Source organism: Mesorhizobium sp. M0621, assembly GCF_040320745.1.
GTDB lineage: Bacteria > Pseudomonadota > Alphaproteobacteria > Rhizobiales > Rhizobiaceae > Mesorhizobium.
In genome coordinates this window covers 77010-94646 of the sequence record NZ_JAMYQF010000011.1, presented here as the reverse complement: position 1 = coordinate 94646, position 17637 = coordinate 77010, and the positions used below count along the sequence as shown (strand labels likewise).

The 17637-nt window shown below is 62.3% G+C and carries 19 protein-coding genes; 10 read left to right on the top strand and 9 right to left on the bottom strand.

The window, feature by feature from the left end; translation table 11 throughout:
• Nucleotides 1-203: 203 nt before the first annotated feature.
• Entirely contained in the window at nt 204-1151 is a 948-nt protein-coding gene (locus tag NKI38_RS10745) for a hydrogen peroxide-inducible genes activator (RefSeq protein ID WP_352657170.1), read from the top strand.
• A 22-nt stretch (nt 1152-1173) separates the two neighbouring features.
• On the opposite strand, the gene NKI38_RS10740 is transcribed toward NKI38_RS10745, so the two are convergent.
• Complete coding sequence (locus NKI38_RS10740; protein WP_352657168.1) at nt 1174-1887, bottom strand: DNA helicase; 714 nt, start codon at nt 1885-1887, stop codon at nt 1174-1176.
• A 394-nt stretch (nt 1888-2281) separates the two neighbouring features.
• On the opposite strand from NKI38_RS10740, the gene NKI38_RS10735 reads away from it, so the two are divergent.
• Entirely contained in the window at nt 2282-3259 is a 978-nt protein-coding gene (locus tag NKI38_RS10735) for a hypothetical protein (protein ID WP_352657166.1), read from the top strand.
• 57 nt (nt 3260-3316) lie between these two features.
• On the opposite strand, the gene pcaD is transcribed toward NKI38_RS10735, so the two are convergent.
• Nucleotides 3317-4108 (bottom strand): 3-oxoadipate enol-lactonase, encoded by a 792-nt coding sequence (pcaD, locus tag NKI38_RS10730; RefSeq protein WP_352657163.1) that lies wholly within the window; start codon nt 4106-4108, stop codon nt 3317-3319.
• A gap of 101 nt (nt 4109-4209) precedes the next feature.
• Here pcaD and NKI38_RS10725 point away from each other — a divergent pair, with 101 nt between their 5' ends.
• The 6 genes from NKI38_RS10725 to NKI38_RS10700 all read left to right on the top strand — a co-directional run bounded on the left by NKI38_RS10725 (nt 4210) and on the right by NKI38_RS10700 (nt 9144).
• A complete protein-coding gene (locus NKI38_RS10725) occupies nt 4210-5136 on the top strand; it encodes a LysR family transcriptional regulator (protein WP_352657161.1) in 927 nt (308 codons plus the stop codon).
• Nucleotides 5137-5320: 184 nt separating this feature from the next.
• Complete coding sequence (locus tag NKI38_RS10720) at nt 5321-5755, top strand: CBS domain-containing protein (protein ID WP_352657159.1); 435 nt, start codon at nt 5321-5323, stop codon at nt 5753-5755.
• 111 nt (nt 5756-5866) lie between these two features.
• Nucleotides 5867-6778, top strand: a complete 912-nt coding sequence (locus tag NKI38_RS10715) for a hypothetical protein (protein WP_352657157.1) — start codon at nt 5867-5869, stop codon at nt 6776-6778.
• Between the two features lie 201 nt (nt 6779-6979).
• Nucleotides 6980-7336 carry an SPW repeat protein gene (locus NKI38_RS10710; protein WP_352632382.1) on the top strand — a complete coding sequence of 119 codons (357 nt, stop codon included), beginning with the start codon at nt 6980-6982 and terminating at the stop codon, nt 7334-7336.
• A gap of 158 nt (nt 7337-7494) precedes the next feature.
• On the top strand, nt 7495-8412 hold the full coding sequence (locus NKI38_RS10705) for an NADP-dependent oxidoreductase (protein ID WP_352657155.1): 918 nt from the start codon (nt 7495-7497) through the stop codon (nt 8410-8412).
• Nucleotides 8413-8703: 291 nt separating this feature from the next.
• On the top strand, nt 8704-9144 hold the full coding sequence (locus NKI38_RS10700; RefSeq protein WP_352657302.1) for a DUF2267 domain-containing protein: 441 nt from the start codon (nt 8704-8706) through the stop codon (nt 9142-9144).
• Nucleotides 9145-9214: 70 nt separating this feature from the next.
• Here NKI38_RS10700 and NKI38_RS10695 read toward each other — a convergent pair whose 3' ends face one another.
• The 4 genes from NKI38_RS10695 to NKI38_RS10680 form a co-directional block, all read right to left on the bottom strand.
• Nucleotides 9215-9430, bottom strand: a complete 216-nt coding sequence (locus NKI38_RS10695; protein ID WP_352657153.1) for a hypothetical protein — start codon at nt 9428-9430, stop codon at nt 9215-9217.
• Between the two features lie 42 nt (nt 9431-9472).
• The gene (locus NKI38_RS10690; protein WP_352657151.1) at nt 9473-9718 is read right to left on the bottom strand and encodes a hypothetical protein; all 246 of its coding nucleotides are present in this window, start codon (nt 9716-9718) and stop codon (nt 9473-9475) included.
• Between the two features lie 163 nt (nt 9719-9881).
• The gene (locus NKI38_RS10685; protein ID WP_352657149.1) at nt 9882-10181 is read right to left on the bottom strand and encodes a hypothetical protein; all 300 of its coding nucleotides are present in this window, start codon (nt 10179-10181) and stop codon (nt 9882-9884) included.
• 168 nt (nt 10182-10349) lie between these two features.
• Nucleotides 10350-10799, bottom strand: coding sequence for a GatB/YqeY domain-containing protein (locus NKI38_RS10680; protein ID WP_352657147.1), 450 nt, complete (start codon nt 10797-10799; stop codon nt 10350-10352).
• Nucleotides 10800-11076: 277 nt separating this feature from the next.
• On the opposite strand from NKI38_RS10680, the gene carA reads away from it, so the two are divergent.
• Nucleotides 11077-12282 (top strand): glutamine-hydrolyzing carbamoyl-phosphate synthase small subunit, encoded by a 1206-nt coding sequence (carA, locus tag NKI38_RS10675; RefSeq protein ID WP_352657145.1) that lies wholly within the window; start codon nt 11077-11079, stop codon nt 12280-12282.
• Between the two features lie 273 nt (nt 12283-12555).
• Here the strand turns inward: carA and NKI38_RS10670 are convergent, their stop codons facing one another.
• Both NKI38_RS10670 and ypfJ read right to left on the bottom strand, forming a co-directional pair.
• Nucleotides 12556-13821: a TCR/Tet family MFS transporter gene (locus NKI38_RS10670; RefSeq protein WP_352657143.1), complete on the bottom strand. Its 1266-nt coding sequence runs from the start codon at nt 13819-13821 to the stop codon at nt 12556-12558.
• Between the two features lie 238 nt (nt 13822-14059).
• A complete protein-coding gene (ypfJ, locus tag NKI38_RS10665; RefSeq protein ID WP_352657141.1) occupies nt 14060-14992 on the bottom strand; it encodes a KPN_02809 family neutral zinc metallopeptidase in 933 nt (310 codons plus the stop codon).
• Between the two features lie 175 nt (nt 14993-15167).
• On the opposite strand from ypfJ, the gene NKI38_RS10660 reads away from it, so the two are divergent.
• Complete coding sequence (locus tag NKI38_RS10660; RefSeq protein ID WP_352657140.1) at nt 15168-17267, top strand: hypothetical protein; 2100 nt, start codon at nt 15168-15170, stop codon at nt 17265-17267.
• 105 nt (nt 17268-17372) lie between these two features.
• On the opposite strand, the gene NKI38_RS10655 is transcribed toward NKI38_RS10660, so the two are convergent.
• Complete coding sequence (locus NKI38_RS10655) at nt 17373-17561, bottom strand: hypothetical protein (RefSeq protein ID WP_352657138.1); 189 nt, start codon at nt 17559-17561, stop codon at nt 17373-17375.
• Nucleotides 17562-17637 lie beyond the last annotated feature (76 nt).

Sequence of the window (17637 nt, the reverse complement as noted above, 5' to 3'; positions counted from 1 at the left end):
CACTGGATGTCCCTGTAGGTGGTCCGTTTCATGGCCGGCGCGATGACCTGTGCCCGATACGCGACCGAATATGTTGGATGTCTTATCGCTGCACGCGCGCCCCGAACGAGGCGGGCTGCTCCTCATCTTCCTTGCAACTCCTATAGCAGAGCCACGTGATTAATTTAAGTTGGATTTCCTGATTGCAGCGATAAGATGACATTATGACAAACCTGACGCTGAAGCAGCTGCGTTATTTCGAAGCGCTGGCCAGACACAACCATTTCGGACGTGCTGCGGATGCGTGCGCGATCTCCCAGCCCGCCATCTCGGTGCAGATCAAGGAATTGGAGGAAACGCTGGGCACGGAGCTTTTCGAAAGAGGTCCGCGACAGGTCCGGCTGACCAATTTCGGCGAGGAGTTTGCCTTGCGCGTCCGCGACATCCTGCGCTCGGTGGATGAGCTGCCGGATCTGGCCCGCGCCTCGCGCGACCGGCTGGTGGGGCGGCTGCGCATCGGCGTGATCCCGACGATCGCGCCCTACCTTCTGCCTGCAATCATCGGCAACCTCGCCCGCATGCATGACGGCCTCGATATCCACGTGCGCGAGACGCAGACGCAGAAACTGATCCAGGAACTGGCCGACGGCCGGCTCGACGCGGCCATCGTCGCGCTGCCGGTGTCGGAACCGTCACTGACCGAAATCGTGCTGTTTGCCGAGAACTTCGTGCTGGTCCGGCCGGGCGAGGACGCGGGAAAGCCGGTGCCCAATCGCGAAATGCTGCGCGAGATGCGGCTGCTCCTGCTGGAGGAAGGCCATTGTTTCCGCGACCAGGCGCTGTCGTTCTGCAACATGCATTCGGCACGCCCAAGGGAGTTGCTCGACGGCAGCTCGCTGTCGACCTTGGTGCAGATGGTCGGCGCCGGCGTCGGCGTCACCTTGATCCCGGAAATGGCCGTGCCGGTGGAGACACGCTCGGCGCCGGTCTCCATCGCCCACTTCGCCAGCCCGCAGCCGTCGCGAACCATCGGCATGATCTGGCGCAAGACAAGCCCGATCGCCAAACAGCTGCTGCGGATATCCGAAGTGGTTCGCCAGGCGGCCGACGCGCTGCGCGCGCAGCACAATCCGGCAGCGGTTGAGCTGAACCTGGCGGCAGAAGCCCAATGAAGGCTGCCCAAGTGACCGGATCTCAGCTTGCCGCCTGGAACCGGATTTCACCCTTGTTCAGAAAACAGGTCTTGTTGAACAGCGACAGATCCAGCGGATTCGGCAACCGCACGTCGCTGATATCGGGAACCGGCTTCTTCGCCGGATCGTATGACCGGTCGATCTGCGAGATGAAGACGAGGATCAATCCCCTGTCGCGGGCAAAGGCCTTCAGCGTGCGGACTTGCGCCATCAGGTCCGGGTTTTCCCGCTTCTGATCGAGCAGTTGCAGATAGTCTATGACCACCAGCGTACCGCGCGCCGCCGCCGCCAGTGTTCTGACGATATAGTCGGCGCTGATGGCATCGGAATTGTCGAACACGAACTGGTCGTTGAACCGCGCCGGATCCGCCCCGATGGCGCGAAACCGGTCGAGCACATCTCGTTGCGTATACTCCAGCGTGAAGAACACGCCGCGATGGCCTGATTTCATGGCTTCGATCGCGAGTTCGAGGCTCATCAGCGTCTTGCCGTGGCCGGGTCGCGCACCGACCAGGACCAGGTCGCCGGGCGCCAGTTGCGCAAACAATACGCCTGCAGGCGCCGCCTCGGCTGCCTTGGCTGCAAGCAGGCTCCAACTGGTGAAACCTTCCCGTGCCGCAACACGGTCGAGCGCTTCGTGGAGCGCAATCCTGCCCTCGCGGGACAACAGCCTGGCTTGACGCTTCAAATGGTAGACAGGCGCGGACAACTTCATTGCAAACCTCCTGGTGCGAGCCGTTTCGCAATCCCTCCTTATGCCTGGCGCTCGAACAGTCGGTTCGGTGATCGGAAAGCCCTGCATGAATGATGCTTTCCCGTCGGAGGGAGGAGGCGTGGGCCATGCCAGAATCAAATGATAGCTCAATCCCTGGGAATCGAAAGTCGCCGACGCGCATGGATGCGGAAAAGTTCGCCGCAAGCCTTGAGCCAACACGTCGCGGCACGGCCGTTTGACGCTTCCGCACCTCCCGGTGGCCCTTGGCGCGAGCTTCTGGTCGGCGGGCTGAACAAGATGTGTTTCGCCGATTGGCGCGAAGCCATCTATGATGGATCACCTGCGGCAACACCCGCAAGGAATCGCAAAGCGCTTCGACAGGAGAATTGATCCGGTGCGGTTGATATCTGTCCCTCTGGGTGTCGTTGCCAGCCTTCTTGTCGCCGTCGTCGCGGTGACGGCGTCGGTCCGATCATTTGCCGCACCTTCCGATGTTCCCGCCTGGCTGCAGGCCCATGTCGGCGACAGCGACGGTCAGATCTCACGAGTGGTGCTGGAGCGAGCTCGCGCGCTTTACCTGAAAAAAGTGGCCCAAGGCGCCGTCAAGAACGGCTGCTACTTTGCCATGGATGCGACGCGCCCCAGCGATCTGGGCAACGGCAAGCCCGGACACCGCTATTATGTCATTTGCGAAAGCAGCCAGTCGTTTCGCGCAATTTCGTCGGGCCACGGCAGCGGCCGGAATTTGAAAGGCGTCGTCGATTTCGCCAACGGCAGACGCTGCGCGAAGAACTTCGGCAATGCGATGGATTCATCCTTGACGGCCGGCGGCGCCTATATGACCAGCGAGGCGAAAACCTCGTTCAAGGGCTTCTACCGCACTGGCGCGAAACAGGATGCGGTTTTCCAGCGCACCTTCATACAGTTCGACGGCGAGGGCGAAGCCGCGAACGCCAGGCAGCGGGTGATCGGCGGCCACGCGGCCCAGGTGCTGCACGGCATGTGCCTGCGCAAAAATCCGAACAGCTCGCACGCCGACCATGACGGTTACGTGCCTTTCGGCAAGCTGGTGGACTATGCCGGCGGCCGCAGCAATGGCTGCACCAGCTGGTCGCCATCAGACGCGCAGCAGATCATCACGATGGTCAAGGACAATCCGACGACGCTCTACATCTACCCTGAATCACGCGACGTCGCCGCGGTGGCGGCCAGCCGTTCGCAGTCGGGCGCCTATTGGAACGCATCTTGCCTGAAGGAGATCGGCGCTCCGAAATTCTGGCCGCGAAAGACTCTCGAGCCGATCATCGCTCAATACAGGAAGGATCACCCGGCGCCGCCGCCACAGCCGGTGCCGATTTGCAAGGAGCCGTGAGGTCCGCTTCCCCTGAATGCCTGCGGACTTCAAGCACGATCCATGTCGCGCTCCAGCTCAGCGCAGAAAGTCGAGCACGGCCTGCATGAACTCGGCAGGATACTCGACATTCGACAAGTGAACCGCGGGCAGGACGACAAGCTTCGCGCCGGGCACCGTCGCAGCGATCAACTCGCTGTGGCTGGCTGCTGTGACAGTGTCGTGCTGGCCGGCGATCACCAGCGTCGGCCGGGAGATCAGCGCCACGGTGCGGCGCAGGTCCGCATCGCGAACCGCCGCAAACAGACCCGCCAGGCCCTGCCGGTCGATGGCCAGCAGCATGGCACGAAAATCTTCGACCTCAGGCTCGTTGGCGGCAACCATCGAGGCGGGGAACCAGTTGTTGAGGAAGATTTCGGCGGTTTCCGACATATCGGGCGCCTGCCGCACGGCGGCGATCCGCTCGTCGAAATAGCTTGCCGGCGCCAGATGGGACGAGGTGTTGCTCAGGATCAGCCGGTCGATCCGCTCGGGCGCGTGGATGCCGAGCCACTGCCCGACGAAGCCGCCGAGCGACAGGCCAAGGAAATGGACGCGTTGCAGGTCGAGCGCATCGAGCAGCTCGATAACGTCGCGGCCAAGCCGATCGAGCGAATAGGCGCCGACCGGAACGCTCGATCCGCCATGGCCGCGAAAATCGTAGCGCAAAACACGGAAATGCTTGGACAATTCCCCGACCTGCCCCTCCCACATATGCAGCGTGGTGCCGATGGAGTTCGACAGCACCAGCACCGGTTTACCGGCGTCCCCGTCGAAGCGATAGGCGATGCGTGTGCCGTCGCCCGTTGTGACGAAACTAAGCTCTTTCATAATGAAATTCCTTCTGGAACGTTTGAATGAGGCTGACCGTAGCCGACCGGCAATTTTGCTGATATTACAAAGATAAGATAATCTCTGTATATAAAGCTGACATGGCCGAATTCACCTTGCACGAACTGCAATGCTTCGATGCCGTGATCCGCACCGGCGGCTTTCAGCCCGCGGCTGCGTTACTTTATCGCTCGCACCCGGCGGTGTTCGCCGCCGTCGCGAAGCTGGAACGGCAGCTCGACCTCGTTCTCCTGGATCGCAATGGCTATCGCGTGCGCCCCACCGAAGCGGGGCTGTCGTTCCACCGCCGGGCGCAATCACTGCTGCGCGAGCTGGAGGGCTTGCGTGTCCATGCCGCCCAGCTGTCGATGGGCGAGGAAAGCGAGATCCATGTGGTGATCGGCGACCTCTGTCCGCGCCCGCAGGTGCTGGGGATGCTTGGGCGGTTTTTCGCCCAGTGTCCCGGCACGCGCCTGCATCTGCACTTCGAAGCGGTGGGCGGCCCGTGGGAGCGCCTCTTCGATGACGAAGCCGATTTGATTCTGCATTGGATCGACAAGGGCGATGCGCGGGTGGAATGGGTCGACCTGTGCAAGGTGCCGTTCATTCCCGTGGTGGCGCCGGGCTTTCTGCCGGAGCGTATCAAGCAGCCAATCACCCTGGATCAGATGCGCGTTTTTACCCAATGCGTCATGCGCGACACAGCCCGCCATTCGCCACGGCAGGACTACTTCATGGTCGAAGGAGCGCCTCAGTGCATGGTGGCCGATCAGGGCATGAAGAAGGAAATCATCCTGCAGGGCCTCGGCTGGGGCCACCTGCCCCGCTTCCTGATCGAGGACGAGCTGCGCGACGGGCGCCTGCACTCCATCGCCGGCCGCCATATGCCGGGCCGCACCGACGAACTTGTGGTGGCGCGCCGCCGCCACCGGCCGCACGGGCGGGTCGCGAACCGGTTGTGGGACCATATCCAGCAGGAGGCGCCGGCATTGCGCCGTGCGCTCGAACCGCCGAAATCTGGCCGGTAGCAAGCGACCCGTCGCTACGGCATTTGCATGATGCTGAAAGCCTTGGCGGATTCTTCGCTCTGTCCCGCGCCTTCATAGCGCTCGTGCAGACCGAAACCATGGAACGTTTTCCAAGGGCGCTCATTCAAGTATCAGGTGGCCAAGTATCAGGTGGCGCGGGGCCGTGGAACGAGAGGAGGTTACAATGAGGATTGCCGATTGTATGACGAGAGACGTTCAGATCGCCAGTCCGGAGCAAACCATACGCGATGCCGCCCGAACCATGGGCCGTCTCGATGCCGGCGTCATGCCGGTGGGTGAGAACGACCGGCTTGTCGGCATGATAACGGACCGAGATATCGCGATCCGCGGCATCGCCCAGGGCAAAGGACCCGATGCCAAAATTCGCGAGGTGATGAGCCCTGACGTCGAATATTGTTTCGGTGACGAAGACGCCGATGACGTCCTTCGCAAAATGGGTGAGCTTCAAGTAAGGCGCCTGCCGGTATTGAACCACGACAAGCGACTAATCGGCATTGTTTCGCTGGGCGACCTCGCCATGAATGGCGAATCGGCAGAAGCGGGTGAGGCATTGAGCGGCATCTCGCAGCATGGCGGACAGCATTCGCAGATGCATTGAGGTCAGCTTAACAAGTGCGGCGTCGCTGCCGACCAGATTGCGATAGCCAGCCCAGACAGAGGCGCATGTCGCTTGGCCGCAACCATGGTCTATCGTTCGGGTTTGGTGCCAATGTTGCATGACGTCGGCTATGTGCTGCGAAAACTCGATTGGATGCGGGCCGAAGGCATCTGGCCTAACGGCCTGCGTTATCTATGGACCGATGCATTCGGGGTTGTGCTCTACATCTCACTCTACACGGAAACTGGCGAGGCGCGCTGGCTGGACGAGGCTGAGCGGCTTGTGGCCGATGTAGAGCGTGTACTCGGCCGTCGGCGCGGACTGAGGATCGGGGAAGCGGCTGATCGTGACGGTCAGTATTTCCACTACCTGGCGATGTGGCTGTTTGCCTTGGCGCGTCTCGGCGATCTGAAGCCGCGATACCGCGCGCGCGGTATCGCGCTGGCGCGTGACATTCACCCGGCTTTTGTGATCCCCGGGCGCGGTGTGATCTGGAAGATGCAGGAGGACTTGAGCAGGCCTTATCCCGGCTATGGCCTCGGCAGCATGGACGCCTACGATGGCTATGTCTCCTACCGGATGCTCGATGAAGACGAGCTGGCGCCCGAAATTGCGCAGATGCGTGACCTGATCGAGCGCGATTGGCAAGCGCTCGATATCGAACAGGATCTCGGTCTCGGCATGATGCTGTGGCTCGCCCACTTCTTCCCTGCGGAACCATGGGCCGAGGCCCAGACGAAACGATCGCTTAGAACCCTGGAAACGATGTGGGTCGACCCGCCAGGTTATTTCAGCCGCGCGCCGTGGCTGCGCGACACCAAGTTCGCTTTCACCAATTTCGGCGTGTCACTGGGGCTGCAGGCCAGCGACGTCTGGCCCGAGCGTGTCGGCACGTTGAACGCCTTCTTCGAAGACTGGCGCTCCGGTGACGAATATGATCGAGAGGCGATAACATGGGTGATGGCCTGCACCTCGCACCTTCCCGCTGCGTTTGTATCGCGCGGGCCGATCAAGACTTGCTGAATGTTCCTAGCCGAGGAAAAAATGCCCGCCACCACGCTCAGCCGATGGCGCTCCAGATTTGTTGATTGGAACCAATGGCCTGCGACACAGTTACAGAGCCAGCAAGTCCGGTTGTAGCCATGCCGCCATGTGGACCGGCGGTTTCAAGGCCAGCCGACTGAGCTTCGGAAGCGTGGAAAGCACGCTTGATGGAGAAAAATCATGAACCAGTGGTCAAACGCCAAGCTTTGTGACGTGGCAAATCTAATCCTCGGAGCAGCTCTCTTCTTCTCTCCCTGGATATTCGCCTTCGCGGCAGGGACACAGTCCCAGAATGCCATGGGCAGCGGCATCGTGATTTTCTTGCTTTCGGTTGCCGCCCTCTCCGCCTTTGCTATTTGGGAGGAATGGTTGAACCTCGTTGTGGGTCTTTGGGTACTCGTGTCTCCCTGGGTCCTTGGATTCCAGGCAACCACGGCCATGAGCGTGCATGTGGTAATCGGCGTTCTGGTCGCGGTCCTTGCTGCGATCGAGCTGTGGATGATGTACCAGAACCCTCCAACGCAGTCTGCGGCCTAGCAGGACTGGCGTCGCTGCGGCGCCGATTGATCTAGCGGGTGTGGCCTGCACGAGCAAATGAACATGCAGGCGCCGCAGCGATCGGGGTCGCATAGCCGCTATAACGTCGACCCGTAGACAGCGTCGCCGACAGCCGAACGAAGAGGAGGTATGTCGACATGAAAGCAGTCCGCATCCATGCTTTTGGCGGACCTGAGGTTCTTTCGATCGATCAAGTCCCCTTTCCTCAGCCGCTTGACGACGAGGTTGTGCTCAGGGTCCGCGCGGCGAGCGTCAATCCGATCGACTACAAGACCCGCGAAGGTTCGACGAGCCAGCCCCTGCCGGTCACGCTCGGACGTGACGTGTCCGGCACGGTGGAAATATGCGGCACGCGAGCGCATACGCTGAAGAAGGGCGACCCGCTATTTGCCATGCTTGGTCATGACCGCGGCGGCAATGCCGAATATGTCGTGGTCAAGGCGACGGAGGCGGCTGCGAAACCGGAGCGTCTAAGCCATATCGAAGCCGCAGCGGTGCCGCTTGCGGGCATCACTGCTTGGCAGGGCCTGTTCGATCATGGCGGCCTCAAATCCGGGCAAAGGGTTCTCATCCATGGCGGCGCCGGCGGCGTTGGTCATCTGGCGATCCAGTTGGCCAAGGCCGCGGGCGCGTTCGTCGCGACAACCGTTTCCGCCGAGGACATCGTTTTTGTCCGCGAGCTCGGCGCAGATCAGACGATCGACTACAAGGATCAGCGTTTCGAAGAGGTCGTCGATAAGGTCGATCTGGTGTTCGACCTTGTCGCGGGCGACACGCAGGACCGCTCCTGGGATGTGCTCAAGCCAGGAGGGGCGCTCGTTTCCACGCTTTCCCAACCTTCGCAGGAAAAGGCAAACTTGCATCGGGCGCGTGGCGTCTCCTATCTGGCCGAGCCGAATGCGGCACATCTCGCGGAGATCGGCCATCTCATCGACGCCGGCAAGGTCATCCCCTTCGTGCAAGCTATCTATCCTCTTGGAGAGGTCGCCAGGGCGGAGGAACGGCTGGAAAACGAGCATGTGCGCGGCAAGATCGTGCTTGAGGTCTCAGCCTAACGACCTGATGGCAGCGATTGCGGATCTCTCCGGCGGGACAGCGGTCACCGCCATTCCTCGCATTTGGAAACAGCAGCTTCAGTTTGTGTTCCGCGCTTGCCCGGCTGCGCGGCCATTGGGCGCCAGTTGAGGAGCGATTTCTGTCGGGCGGGTTCCGGCGCAATCGAGAGCGTTCCCGGATTCCGCCGACAAGCAGATCTCGACCGCCGGAGAAATTTTCTCAACGGATAGCGAAACGATTGCCCCCGAGCATCGTTTCGAAACCAGGCATGAATGAACGAGGAGGCGATAATGAGCGCTACCGGTTTGGAGGTTTTCGACAGGACGCTGCAGACAACGAACATCTGGCTCGATGAGATCATGGACGATCACGGCCCGGATCGGCGGGTTGCATGGCACATATTGGGCGCGGTCTTGCGGACCTTAAGGGACAGGCTGCAGATCGGACTTGCGGCGAAGCTTGGGGCGGAACTGCCGCTGCTGGTGCGCGGCGCTTATTACGATCACTACCGGCCTGCAGCTGAGCCAGACAAAACGCGCTCGCTGGAAGACTTCTCGCAGCAGATCGACGAGGAATTAAAATCGATCCGCCCCGTCGATCCCGAGGATGCAGCCCGCACGGTCTTCCGCGTTCTTGCACGGCATATTGATCTTGGCCAATCGGCCAAGGTTCGCGATGCGCTGCCGAAGGAAATCCAGGCGCTCTGGCCCGAAAGCATCGGCGTCAAATAGCGAGGGCAACGATTCCGGCGATTCCCAGCCGTGCCAAGCCAGCCGTGCCAAGGTGGTGCCCTGTCGGGCGTCAATCCCGCAACCGGTTGGCGGCGTGATCCTGGCGCTGCTCGGTCGCGACCTGTCTGGAATCCAAGCCGCGTTCTCGGGAATGCTGTGCCTTGTCGCGATTGGATAGAACCTTGTTTTCTTCGAGCTTATCCTTTGGCGTTTCGGTCATGGCGCCTGCGCCAGAACCCTTTCCCTGCGAACCTGCTCCGATGTGTTTCTTGCTGCCGCGTGCCATGGCCTGCCTCCAATCTATGCCAAAACGTCTCACGATGGGTGCCTAGTCGTCAGCACGGTTCTTGTGATGGACGCTCTCCTGGTTCTTGCCCCGGAGGATGTTGCGGTCGTCGGGATCGACGAGATCAGGTGCGTCGGTTCTTATCTCCGATCCCTTCCGCAGCGCTTCGCGTTCCGCCGCCGACCGTTTCAGATCCGCCTTCGCATCGAAATCCTTGCCGGCGTTCTTTGTGTTTTCCGCCTCTTCAATGATGCGAATTTGTTGATCGTGGGTTCTGCGTCCAGTCATCGCTTCCTCCGGAATGTTCGTGTTGTCGCCCGGATGAGGAAGTGGCGCGTCGCTGCCTCACGGCGCTGCCTGTCCGGGCCTGCCCTCGTGCTGATAATGGCAAAGCGACGGGATCGTTCCGAAAGGCGTCGAACAGTCTTCTCGCCAAGTGGCTCGGTTCGGCTTAGCGCTGCTGCCGCCTGATCTTCGGAGCCTTGGTACCCTTCAAACGCCCGGCGACCGCCGGACTGGCGCCGGACGCCTTTTCCATCGCGGTACCCGGCGTGGCTTGCCTCGGCGGGTTCTGTCCGTCCGACTGGTGGGTTCGGTCTTCCACTTCGCCCATCCGACGGGTGAGCCCCACTCCGCCGGCAGGCTTCTTGTTGCCGGCCGCATCCTGGGAGAATTCATCGGATGCGTCGGCATCGGTCTTTGCCGGATACTTCGTCGCACCGGTTTCGTAGTGGGTTTCGTTCTCAGCCATGACATCTCTCCGGTTGCATGACGGATAAACATCTCGGCGGCATCCGAGTTCCAGTTCCCGGACTTGGATTCGGGAAGCGCCCGGTCGAATGAGGCTCTACCTTCGGTATAACGGACAGCCGCAGGACAGCCGATTTTTCCGCCCCGCTACAGAGATGGGCAGCAGCCCTTACTGCAGCAACCCCTTGACGATACCGCTCGCCTTGCCGAAATCCATCTGGCCGGAATATTTCTGCTTCAGCGCGGCGATCACCTTGCCCATGTCCTTCTGGCTGGCCGCGCCCGTCGCCGCAATCGCCTCGCGCGCCGCCGTGGTGATGGCGGCATCGTCAAGCTGCGCCGGCAGGAAATCTCGGATGATCTCCATCTCGCCGCGCTCCTGCGCGGCCAATTCCGGCCGTTTGCCGTCTTCGAACGCCTTTGCCGATTCCTCGCGCTGCTTCACCATCTTGGCCAGGATCTGCAGGATCTCCTCGTCGCTGGCCGGCCCCTTGCCCGAACCGCGATTGGCGATGTCGCGGTCGTGGATGGCGGCCTGGATCAGCCGCAATGTCGGCAGCCGGTGCTTGTCTTGCGCCTTCATCGCGCTCTTCAGGGATTCGGCGATTTTGCCGCGCATGGTGCAGTCTCCTTCGATCGGCGCGGACAATAGCGCCGGGTGAGAGTCAACGCAAACCCTGATGTGCCAAGGCAAGCCTCTGATATTGCTTGATGAAATAAATCGAAGCCGCATTTCGCATGATCATTGACCGCCCTGCCCCCTTCCCCTATGTACTGGGCCTTGCATGAACTGAAGCTTGTGTGCGTGGAGGCCGCGAATTCGCCGCTTCGCGCCGTTTGCTGCGCGAATGGCCCGCCGGGCCTATGGAAGCGCGTAGCCTGATAGGAGTGCCGCCATGGCCGAGATGACGCCCGCCTGGGCAACGGAAAAGCCGACCGCGCTGTTGGTGCTGGCCGACGGCACCGTCATCGAAGGTCGCGGTCTCGGCGCTACCGGCTCTGCCGTCGCCGAAGTCTGCTTCAATACGGCGCTCACCGGCTACCAGGAAATCCTCACCGACCCGTCCTATGCCGGCCAGATCGTCACCTTCACCTTCCCGCATATCGGCAACATCGGCACCAATGACGAGGACATCGAGGACCTCAACCCGGTCGCCCGCGCCGGCGCTGTGGGCGCCGTGTTCAAGGCCGATGTCACCAACCCGTCCAATTACCGTGCCGGCACCGGTCTCGACCAGTGGCTGAAGAAGCGCGGCATCGTCGCTCTGTCGGGCATCGACACCCGCGCGCTGACCGCGCTGATCCGCGAAAAGGGCATGCCCAACGCCGTCATCGCGCATTCGCCCGATGGCGTATTCGACCTCGACGATCTGAAGCGGCGCGCCGCTGCGTGGTCTGGCCTGATTGGGCTCGACCTCGCCAAGGAGGTCACGTCGGGCCAGTCATCGGTCTGGCGCGAGACACCCTGGGTATGGAACGAAGGCTTTGGCGAACAGGCCGACCCGACAATGCATGTCGTTGCCATCGACTATGGCGTCAAGCGCAACATCCTGCGCCTGCTCGCCGGCCTTGGGGCCAAGGTCACCGTGGTTCCGGCCAAGACCGGCGCCGAGGAGATTCTCGCCATGCAGCCGGACGGCATCTTCCTCTCCAACGGCCCCGGCGATCCGGAAGCCACCGGCGACTATGCCGTGCCGGTCATCCAGGACCTGTTGAAGACCGACATTCCGGTGTTCGGCATCTGCCTTGGCCACCAGATGCTGGCGCTGGCGCTGGGCGGCAAGACCGCCAAGATGCATCAGGGCCATCACGGCGCCAACCATCCGGTCAAGGACCACACCACCGGCAAGGTCGAGATCGTCTCGATGAACCACGGCTTTGCCGTCGATGCCGACTCGCTGCCGTCCGGCGTCGAGGAGACCCACGTATCGCTGTTCGACGGCTCGAACTGCGGCATCACGCTGACCGGCCGGCCGGTGTTCTCGGTCCAGCATCACCCCGAGGCTTCGCCCGGCCCGCAGGATTCGCACTATCTGTTCCGCCGCTTCGTCAACCTGATCCGCGAAAAGCGCGGCGAGGAATTGCTCGCCGAGCGGGCTTAACTCGATCCGTTAGCGCTGCCCCTCATCTGCCTGCCGGCATCTTCTCCCCGTGAACAGGGAGAAGGGAGCTTGCCGCGATCTCGGCGCATTTCTCTGCACGTTTAAAATTGGCGAAAGCTTCGGCGCAGGCTTCTTTCTCCCCGTTTTACGGGGAGAAATGCCCGGCAGGGCAATGAGGGGCGGCGCAAGCGTCAGGCACGATTAGCGCATCACAGCAAACGTATCTGAAATGCCTACACCACCGGCCGGCCTTCGCTATGCGGCTGTCGTGACTCACACCTGCGCGCCATCTTCCGCAACGCCGGTGGTGACATTCGTGCGCGCGACCGGCCTGGCCACTTTGGTGACGAAGACGATGAGCGCCAGCATCAGGAAACACGCGCCAACCAGATAGGGCGCGCCGCCGAAGGTCACGGGCGCGCTTGGCCCGGTGAACCAGGAAAAGATCGCCGTATAGAGCAGCGGCGTGATGATCGAGGTGATCGAAAAGATCGAGGTCATCGCGCCCTGCAGTTCGCCTTGCGCGGAAGGCGGCACCTTGGCGGCGGCGAGGCTCCTCAGCGGCGGATCGGCCAGCGCTTCGAGACAGCCGAAGACGATCACCGCATAGATCATCCAGCCTTGCGACGCGAACGCGTAGCCGAAGGCGCTGAGTGCCGTAAAGGCAAGACCGATGACCGCCGTCCTCCACTCGCCAAGCCGGGGGATCACGCGCGGCAGCACCGTCGCCATGACGATCGCGCCGCACAGACCGAAGGCGCCGAGCGAGAAGCCGATCTGCTGCTCGCTCCAGCCATAGCGATAATTGGAAACGAACGACCAGACCGCCGGATACATCATGTGTCCGAGCGTCATCAGGAAGAAGACAAGCCCGATCCAGCCGATGCCCTGATATTGGCGCATCTGGAGGAGCGTGCCGACCGGGTTGGCGCGTTTCCACTCGAAGCGGCGGCGGTGCTTGTCGTCAAGCGTTTCCGGCAACAGGAACAGCGCGATCAGGAAATTCACGAAGGCGAGCCCGGCGGCGAAATAGAACGGCACGCGCGGCCCGAATGTGCCGAGCAGCCCGCCCAGGACCGGCCCGATGACGAAGCCGACGCCAAAAGCGATGCCGAGCAGGCCGAAATTCTTCGCCCGGTTCTCATCGTTCGAGATGTCGGCGATGAAGGCGGATGTCGTCGAATAGCTGGCGCCCGAAATGCCGGCCAGCACGCGCCCGATGAACAGCATGGGATAAGACCAGGCGACGGCGCAGATCAGGTTGTCGATGGAAAACGTCAGCACGGAAGCGAGCAGGATAGGCCGCCGTCCGAACCGATCGCTCAAGCCGCCCATGATGGGCGCGAAGAAGAACTGCATCGCCGCATAGACGAAGAACAGCCAGCCGCCTTCGATCGCCGCCCCGCTGATGCTGACCCCGGTCAATTCCCTGAGATAGGCCGGCAGCACCGGCATGATCATCCCGAAGCCGATAATGTCGAGCAGCAGCGTGGTGAAGACGAGCGCAAGGCCCCGTCTGGCGGTTTTGGGGTCGATCATGATGGGTCAAGCTCCTCTGCTCGCCCTGGGGCGCAGGCGGACGCACCTTATAGGCGAGCCCGATGCAAGGAACAATAAGGGAACAGGCCGGATTCTTTCATCCTGACATCACCTGGCGGCGCCTTCGCCGGCAGATCAGTGGAGGAAAGGCACGTGCCCGAGATCGCTTTTTCGAAATCCGCTCAGGCGAGAAAACGCCATCAGATGGCCGCCAGAGTAGAATTTCCAAACGGTCTCGTCAGATCGGGCCGCTCAGCGTGTTGCAATCCGAAAGCTTGCCGCTCTTGTAGCCACGCGTCAGCCAGGTCTGTCGCTGCTGTGAGGTGCCATGGTTGAAGCTTTCCGGCACGACATAGCCCTGCATCTTCTTCTGCAGCGTGTCGTCGCCGATCTGTTTGGCCGCGTTCAGCGCGCTTTCGAAGTCGCCCTGCTCCAATATGCCTTTCTGCGCAGTGTAGTGCGCCCACACGCCGGCGAAGCAGTCGGCCTGAAGCTCGATGCGCACCGACATCTGGTTGGCCTCGACCTCGCCCATGCTTTGCCGCATCTGGTTGAACTTGGACATGATGCCGGTCAGGTTCTGCACGTGGTGGCCGATCTCATGCGCGACCACATAGGCCCGGGCGAATTCACCCGAGGCGCCGAATTGCTGATCAAGCTGCTGGAAGAAGGTCATGTCGAGATAGACCTTGTGGTCGCCGGGACAATAGAACGGTCCGGCCGCCGCGGAGGCAAAGCCGCAAGCCGAGCGGACCTGGCCGGAAAACAGCACCAGCTTCGGGTCCTGATAGGTCAGCCCCTGCGATTTGAAGATGCCGGTCCAGGTATCCTCGGTCTCGGCCAGCACGGTCGCCACGAACTGCTTCATCTCGTCACTGGCGGGCGTACCCGCGCCGCTATCCTGGCCACCGCCGCTGTTGTCGGTGATCTGGCCGCCGCCGCCCGGCAGCAGGCCGCCGTCGCCGCCACCCAGGATCGTCGACGGATCGAAGCCGAAATACCATCCGGCCAGCACCACCAGGATAACCAGGAAGATGCTGCCGCCGCCACCGGTGCGGCCGCCGATCGGAATGCGGAACTGGCCAGGGCTGCCGCCACCGAGCCCGCCACCGCCGCTGTCGCCGCGGGCGTCCTCGATATTGTCACTCTGACGACGACCCTTCCAGAGCATGGCAACTCCTCGCGCTGCAAACCTCCCCGTTGCTCCGGGGCAACAACAATTATCCCAATGGTTGCGCCAAGTCACAGCATTTTTCGGTGGCCTTTTTGGCGACACGGGTCGCCTTGCGGCCAAGTTCGTTGGGCGTTGCAATCGTCCCCATGGCCGAGACTATCGAAGACCGTTAATGTCCGTTTCTCTGGGAAGCGAGGGGCGCTTGCGGACGATCGGCCAATTCCTGCTGTTGCTGACGGCATTGACTTGTTTCAGTATCGGGTCCGCCCGTGCCGTCACGCTCGATTCCAGCGTTGCCGTCACCGATCCCGCCACCTTGCAGGCGCTCGAGCGCGGCGGACTGTCGATCAGCCGCCTGCTCGGACCCGCACTCGGCCTCACCCGCGAGGTCGACAATCGCGGCCTATTTTCGGTGCCGGCGCTGACCACAGTGCGCGACACGGTTAAACAGCAGATCGCCGACGAACCGAAGACCAGTCCAGACCCCTATGTCGCTGATATGGCCGGGTCGAAGGACACCAGCCAGAAATTCAATCCGAAATACATCGACGACCACGGCTCGACGCTGGACCTGACCGGCGTCGTCAACCGCATGGACCGCGGTTATCTCGGCCACACCGAATGCGGCGAGATCCGGCTGATCTACCGCTTCCACTATTCGGTCGCGGAAAAGCCAGCCAAGGGCAAGGCAAGCCAGCGCATCTCGTCGCGCCTGCCGCTGACGATGAGCCTGGTGTTCAACGCCAAGCCCCGCCAGGCACAAGCCCGCGCCTCGAAGGACCTGCCGCGCGCCACCGATGTGTCCTGCGCCGAAATCGCCCAGCGCTGGCTGGCTGCCGGGAAACAGGACCTGCCCCCCGGCCAGCTTGCCGCCTGGCTGCGTTCCGACGAAGGGCCGCTCTCCGGCGCCATGCTGAACGCCTCGCAGATCATGCGGCTCGAACTCAACATGCAGGTGCTGCGCCTGTCTGCCTCGACACGGCGTGATTTCGGCGGCCATGCCGAATATCTCTTGAAGATCTTCAAATGGGATCCGGCCACGTCCAGCTTCTACGAAGCGAAGATGGAAAACCAGATCGACCGCGCCACCGTGCTGGCCGACAAGCCGTCCTTCGCCAGATGGCTGCTCACCGACCGCAACATCTACGACCTCGACCATGGCCGGCTGGTCATCGACGAGAAGTTCCTGGCCAAGAGCGCCGTTTCCGTCGCGCCCGGCGGCCTCAGCCGGTCGCAGAACAACATCGCCCATGAGCTGGTCGACGACGCCGACATCGACAAGGCACTGAAGGACTACGTCGCCAAAGGCAACACGCTCGCCACCATCAGGTCGGTGGCCGGCTTCGAATTGCGGCTCAACGAAATGAGCTGCACCGGCTGCCACCAGACGCATGGCATTGCCGGCTTCCACTACACCGGCGCCGATCCGGCGAGCGAGCCACGCCGCAACGCCGTCTTCGTGCCTGGCTCCGCCGTCTTTTTCGCCGACCTCCCGCGCCGCCGCGCCATCGTCGAACAATTCGCCGCCGGCGGCCACCCGGACTTTACGCGCGGCTTCGCCGCCCATCCGGACGCGAAATATGCCGAGGCGCTGAAGGGCACCGACCTTTACGATGGCTGGGGCTCGATCTGCTATCGCGGCGAGGATTTGAGCTTCAAGAACTGGAGCTGCGGCGCAGGCCTGCGCTGCGCCGGCGTCCATGAAAGCGCCATCCATCCGGGCTTCGGCACCTGCGTCAGCGAGGCCGGCACGGCGGTCGGTGATCCCGTCGAGTTCGGCGAGATCAAAATGTCGACCTGGGGCAACGACCAGTATTGCCGCCTGTCGCCAGCCACCGCCAAGACCTGTGCCATCGATCCGGCTCGTGACAAGAAGCCAGCGGTCAAGCTCGCCGGCTACGGTGCTGCGCGCCAGCGCTACGACAATCCCGAACAGAAGACCGGTGGCTTTCCCGGCGGCATGTTGCGCAAGGCGAGCTGCGACAAGCTGCCCGGCGAGGCGACCTGCGGCCGTCTCGCCAAGACCGGCTTCAACGACTGCGTCGCCTCGGGCAAGGACCACAAATTCTGCACCAGGGAATTCACCAAGACCGCCGGCCTGCGCGCCTGCGACAAGGCGCATCCCTGCCGCGAGGACTATATCTGCACATCAGGCTATGACGATCTGGCGGAAGCGAAAGCCGGCAAGGGCACCTGCATTCCGCCCTATTTCATCTTCCAGTTCCGCGTCGACGGCCACCCGCGCAGCTGGGTGCAGGATGTCAGGGAGTGAGGGACCGGTTTGCCGCAGGCAAATTGAAAGGTCCACTGGACCTTTCAAAGGACCCGAACGCCCGGAGCCATAGCGGAGGGCCAAGCGGTGCTGCCCTCAGCGAGTCTAATCTTTCTGCTTGGCGCCGGCGCTCTTGGCGTCGGAACTCTTCGAACGTTCCTCGAAACGCGCCGCGCCCTTTTTCAGCGGATGGCCGGTTTCGGCCTCGGTTTTGCGCTCATCGCTTGCCGCCGCCTGTTTCAGTCCCTTCGCCGCCTGCTTGCCCTTTGCGGTCGGTGCCTGTTCAACGCCCATCGCTTCCTCCCTTGCCGCGCGACTTGCGCGGGTGTCAACAAGCAACGTCCTTAGCGTGCGAGGGGTTCCGGCGGCT

What these genes read in the sequence shown, in the direction of transcription:
- NKI38_RS10655 (WP_352657138.1), bottom strand. Translation starts at nt 17,561, where the DNA reads ATGGGCGTTGAACAGGCACCGACCGCAAAGGGCAAGCAGGCGGCGAAG.
- NKI38_RS10710 (WP_352632382.1), top strand. Translation starts at nt 6,980, where the DNA reads ATGAACCAGTGGTCAAACGCCAAGCTTTGTGACGTGGCAAATCTAATC.
- ypfJ (WP_352657141.1), bottom strand. Translation starts at nt 14,992, where the DNA reads ATGCTCTGGAAGGGTCGTCGTCAGAGTGACAATATCGAGGACGCCCGC.
- NKI38_RS10685 (WP_352657149.1), bottom strand. Translation starts at nt 10,181, where the DNA reads ATGGCTGAGAACGAAACCCACTACGAAACCGGTGCGACGAAGTATCCG.
- NKI38_RS10715 (WP_352657157.1), top strand. Translation starts at nt 5,867, where the DNA reads ATGTTGCATGACGTCGGCTATGTGCTGCGAAAACTCGATTGGATGCGG.
- NKI38_RS10690 (WP_352657151.1), bottom strand. Translation starts at nt 9,718, where the DNA reads ATGACTGGACGCAGAACCCACGATCAACAAATTCGCATCATTGAAGAG.
- carA (WP_352657145.1), top strand. Translation starts at nt 11,077, where the DNA reads ATGGCCGAGATGACGCCCGCCTGGGCAACGGAAAAGCCGACCGCGCTG.
- NKI38_RS10705 (WP_352657155.1), top strand. Translation starts at nt 7,495, where the DNA reads ATGAAAGCAGTCCGCATCCATGCTTTTGGCGGACCTGAGGTTCTTTCG.
- NKI38_RS10700 (WP_352657302.1), top strand. Translation starts at nt 8,704, where the DNA reads ATGAGCGCTACCGGTTTGGAGGTTTTCGACAGGACGCTGCAGACAACG.
- NKI38_RS10660 (WP_352657140.1), top strand. Translation starts at nt 15,168, where the DNA reads ATGTCCGTTTCTCTGGGAAGCGAGGGGCGCTTGCGGACGATCGGCCAA.
- NKI38_RS10725 (WP_352657161.1), top strand. Translation starts at nt 4,210, where the DNA reads ATGGCCGAATTCACCTTGCACGAACTGCAATGCTTCGATGCCGTGATC.
- NKI38_RS10740 (WP_352657168.1), bottom strand. Translation starts at nt 1,887, where the DNA reads ATGAAGTTGTCCGCGCCTGTCTACCATTTGAAGCGTCAAGCCAGGCTG.
- NKI38_RS10670 (WP_352657143.1), bottom strand. Translation starts at nt 13,821, where the DNA reads ATGATCGACCCCAAAACCGCCAGACGGGGCCTTGCGCTCGTCTTCACC.
- NKI38_RS10680 (WP_352657147.1), bottom strand. Translation starts at nt 10,799, where the DNA reads ATGCGCGGCAAAATCGCCGAATCCCTGAAGAGCGCGATGAAGGCGCAA.
- pcaD (WP_352657163.1), bottom strand. Translation starts at nt 4,108, where the DNA reads ATGAAAGAGCTTAGTTTCGTCACAACGGGCGACGGCACACGCATCGCC.
- NKI38_RS10745 (WP_352657170.1), top strand. Translation starts at nt 204, where the DNA reads ATGACAAACCTGACGCTGAAGCAGCTGCGTTATTTCGAAGCGCTGGCC.
- NKI38_RS10695 (WP_352657153.1), bottom strand. Translation starts at nt 9,430, where the DNA reads ATGGCACGCGGCAGCAAGAAACACATCGGAGCAGGTTCGCAGGGAAAG.
- NKI38_RS10720 (WP_352657159.1), top strand. Translation starts at nt 5,321, where the DNA reads ATGAGGATTGCCGATTGTATGACGAGAGACGTTCAGATCGCCAGTCCG.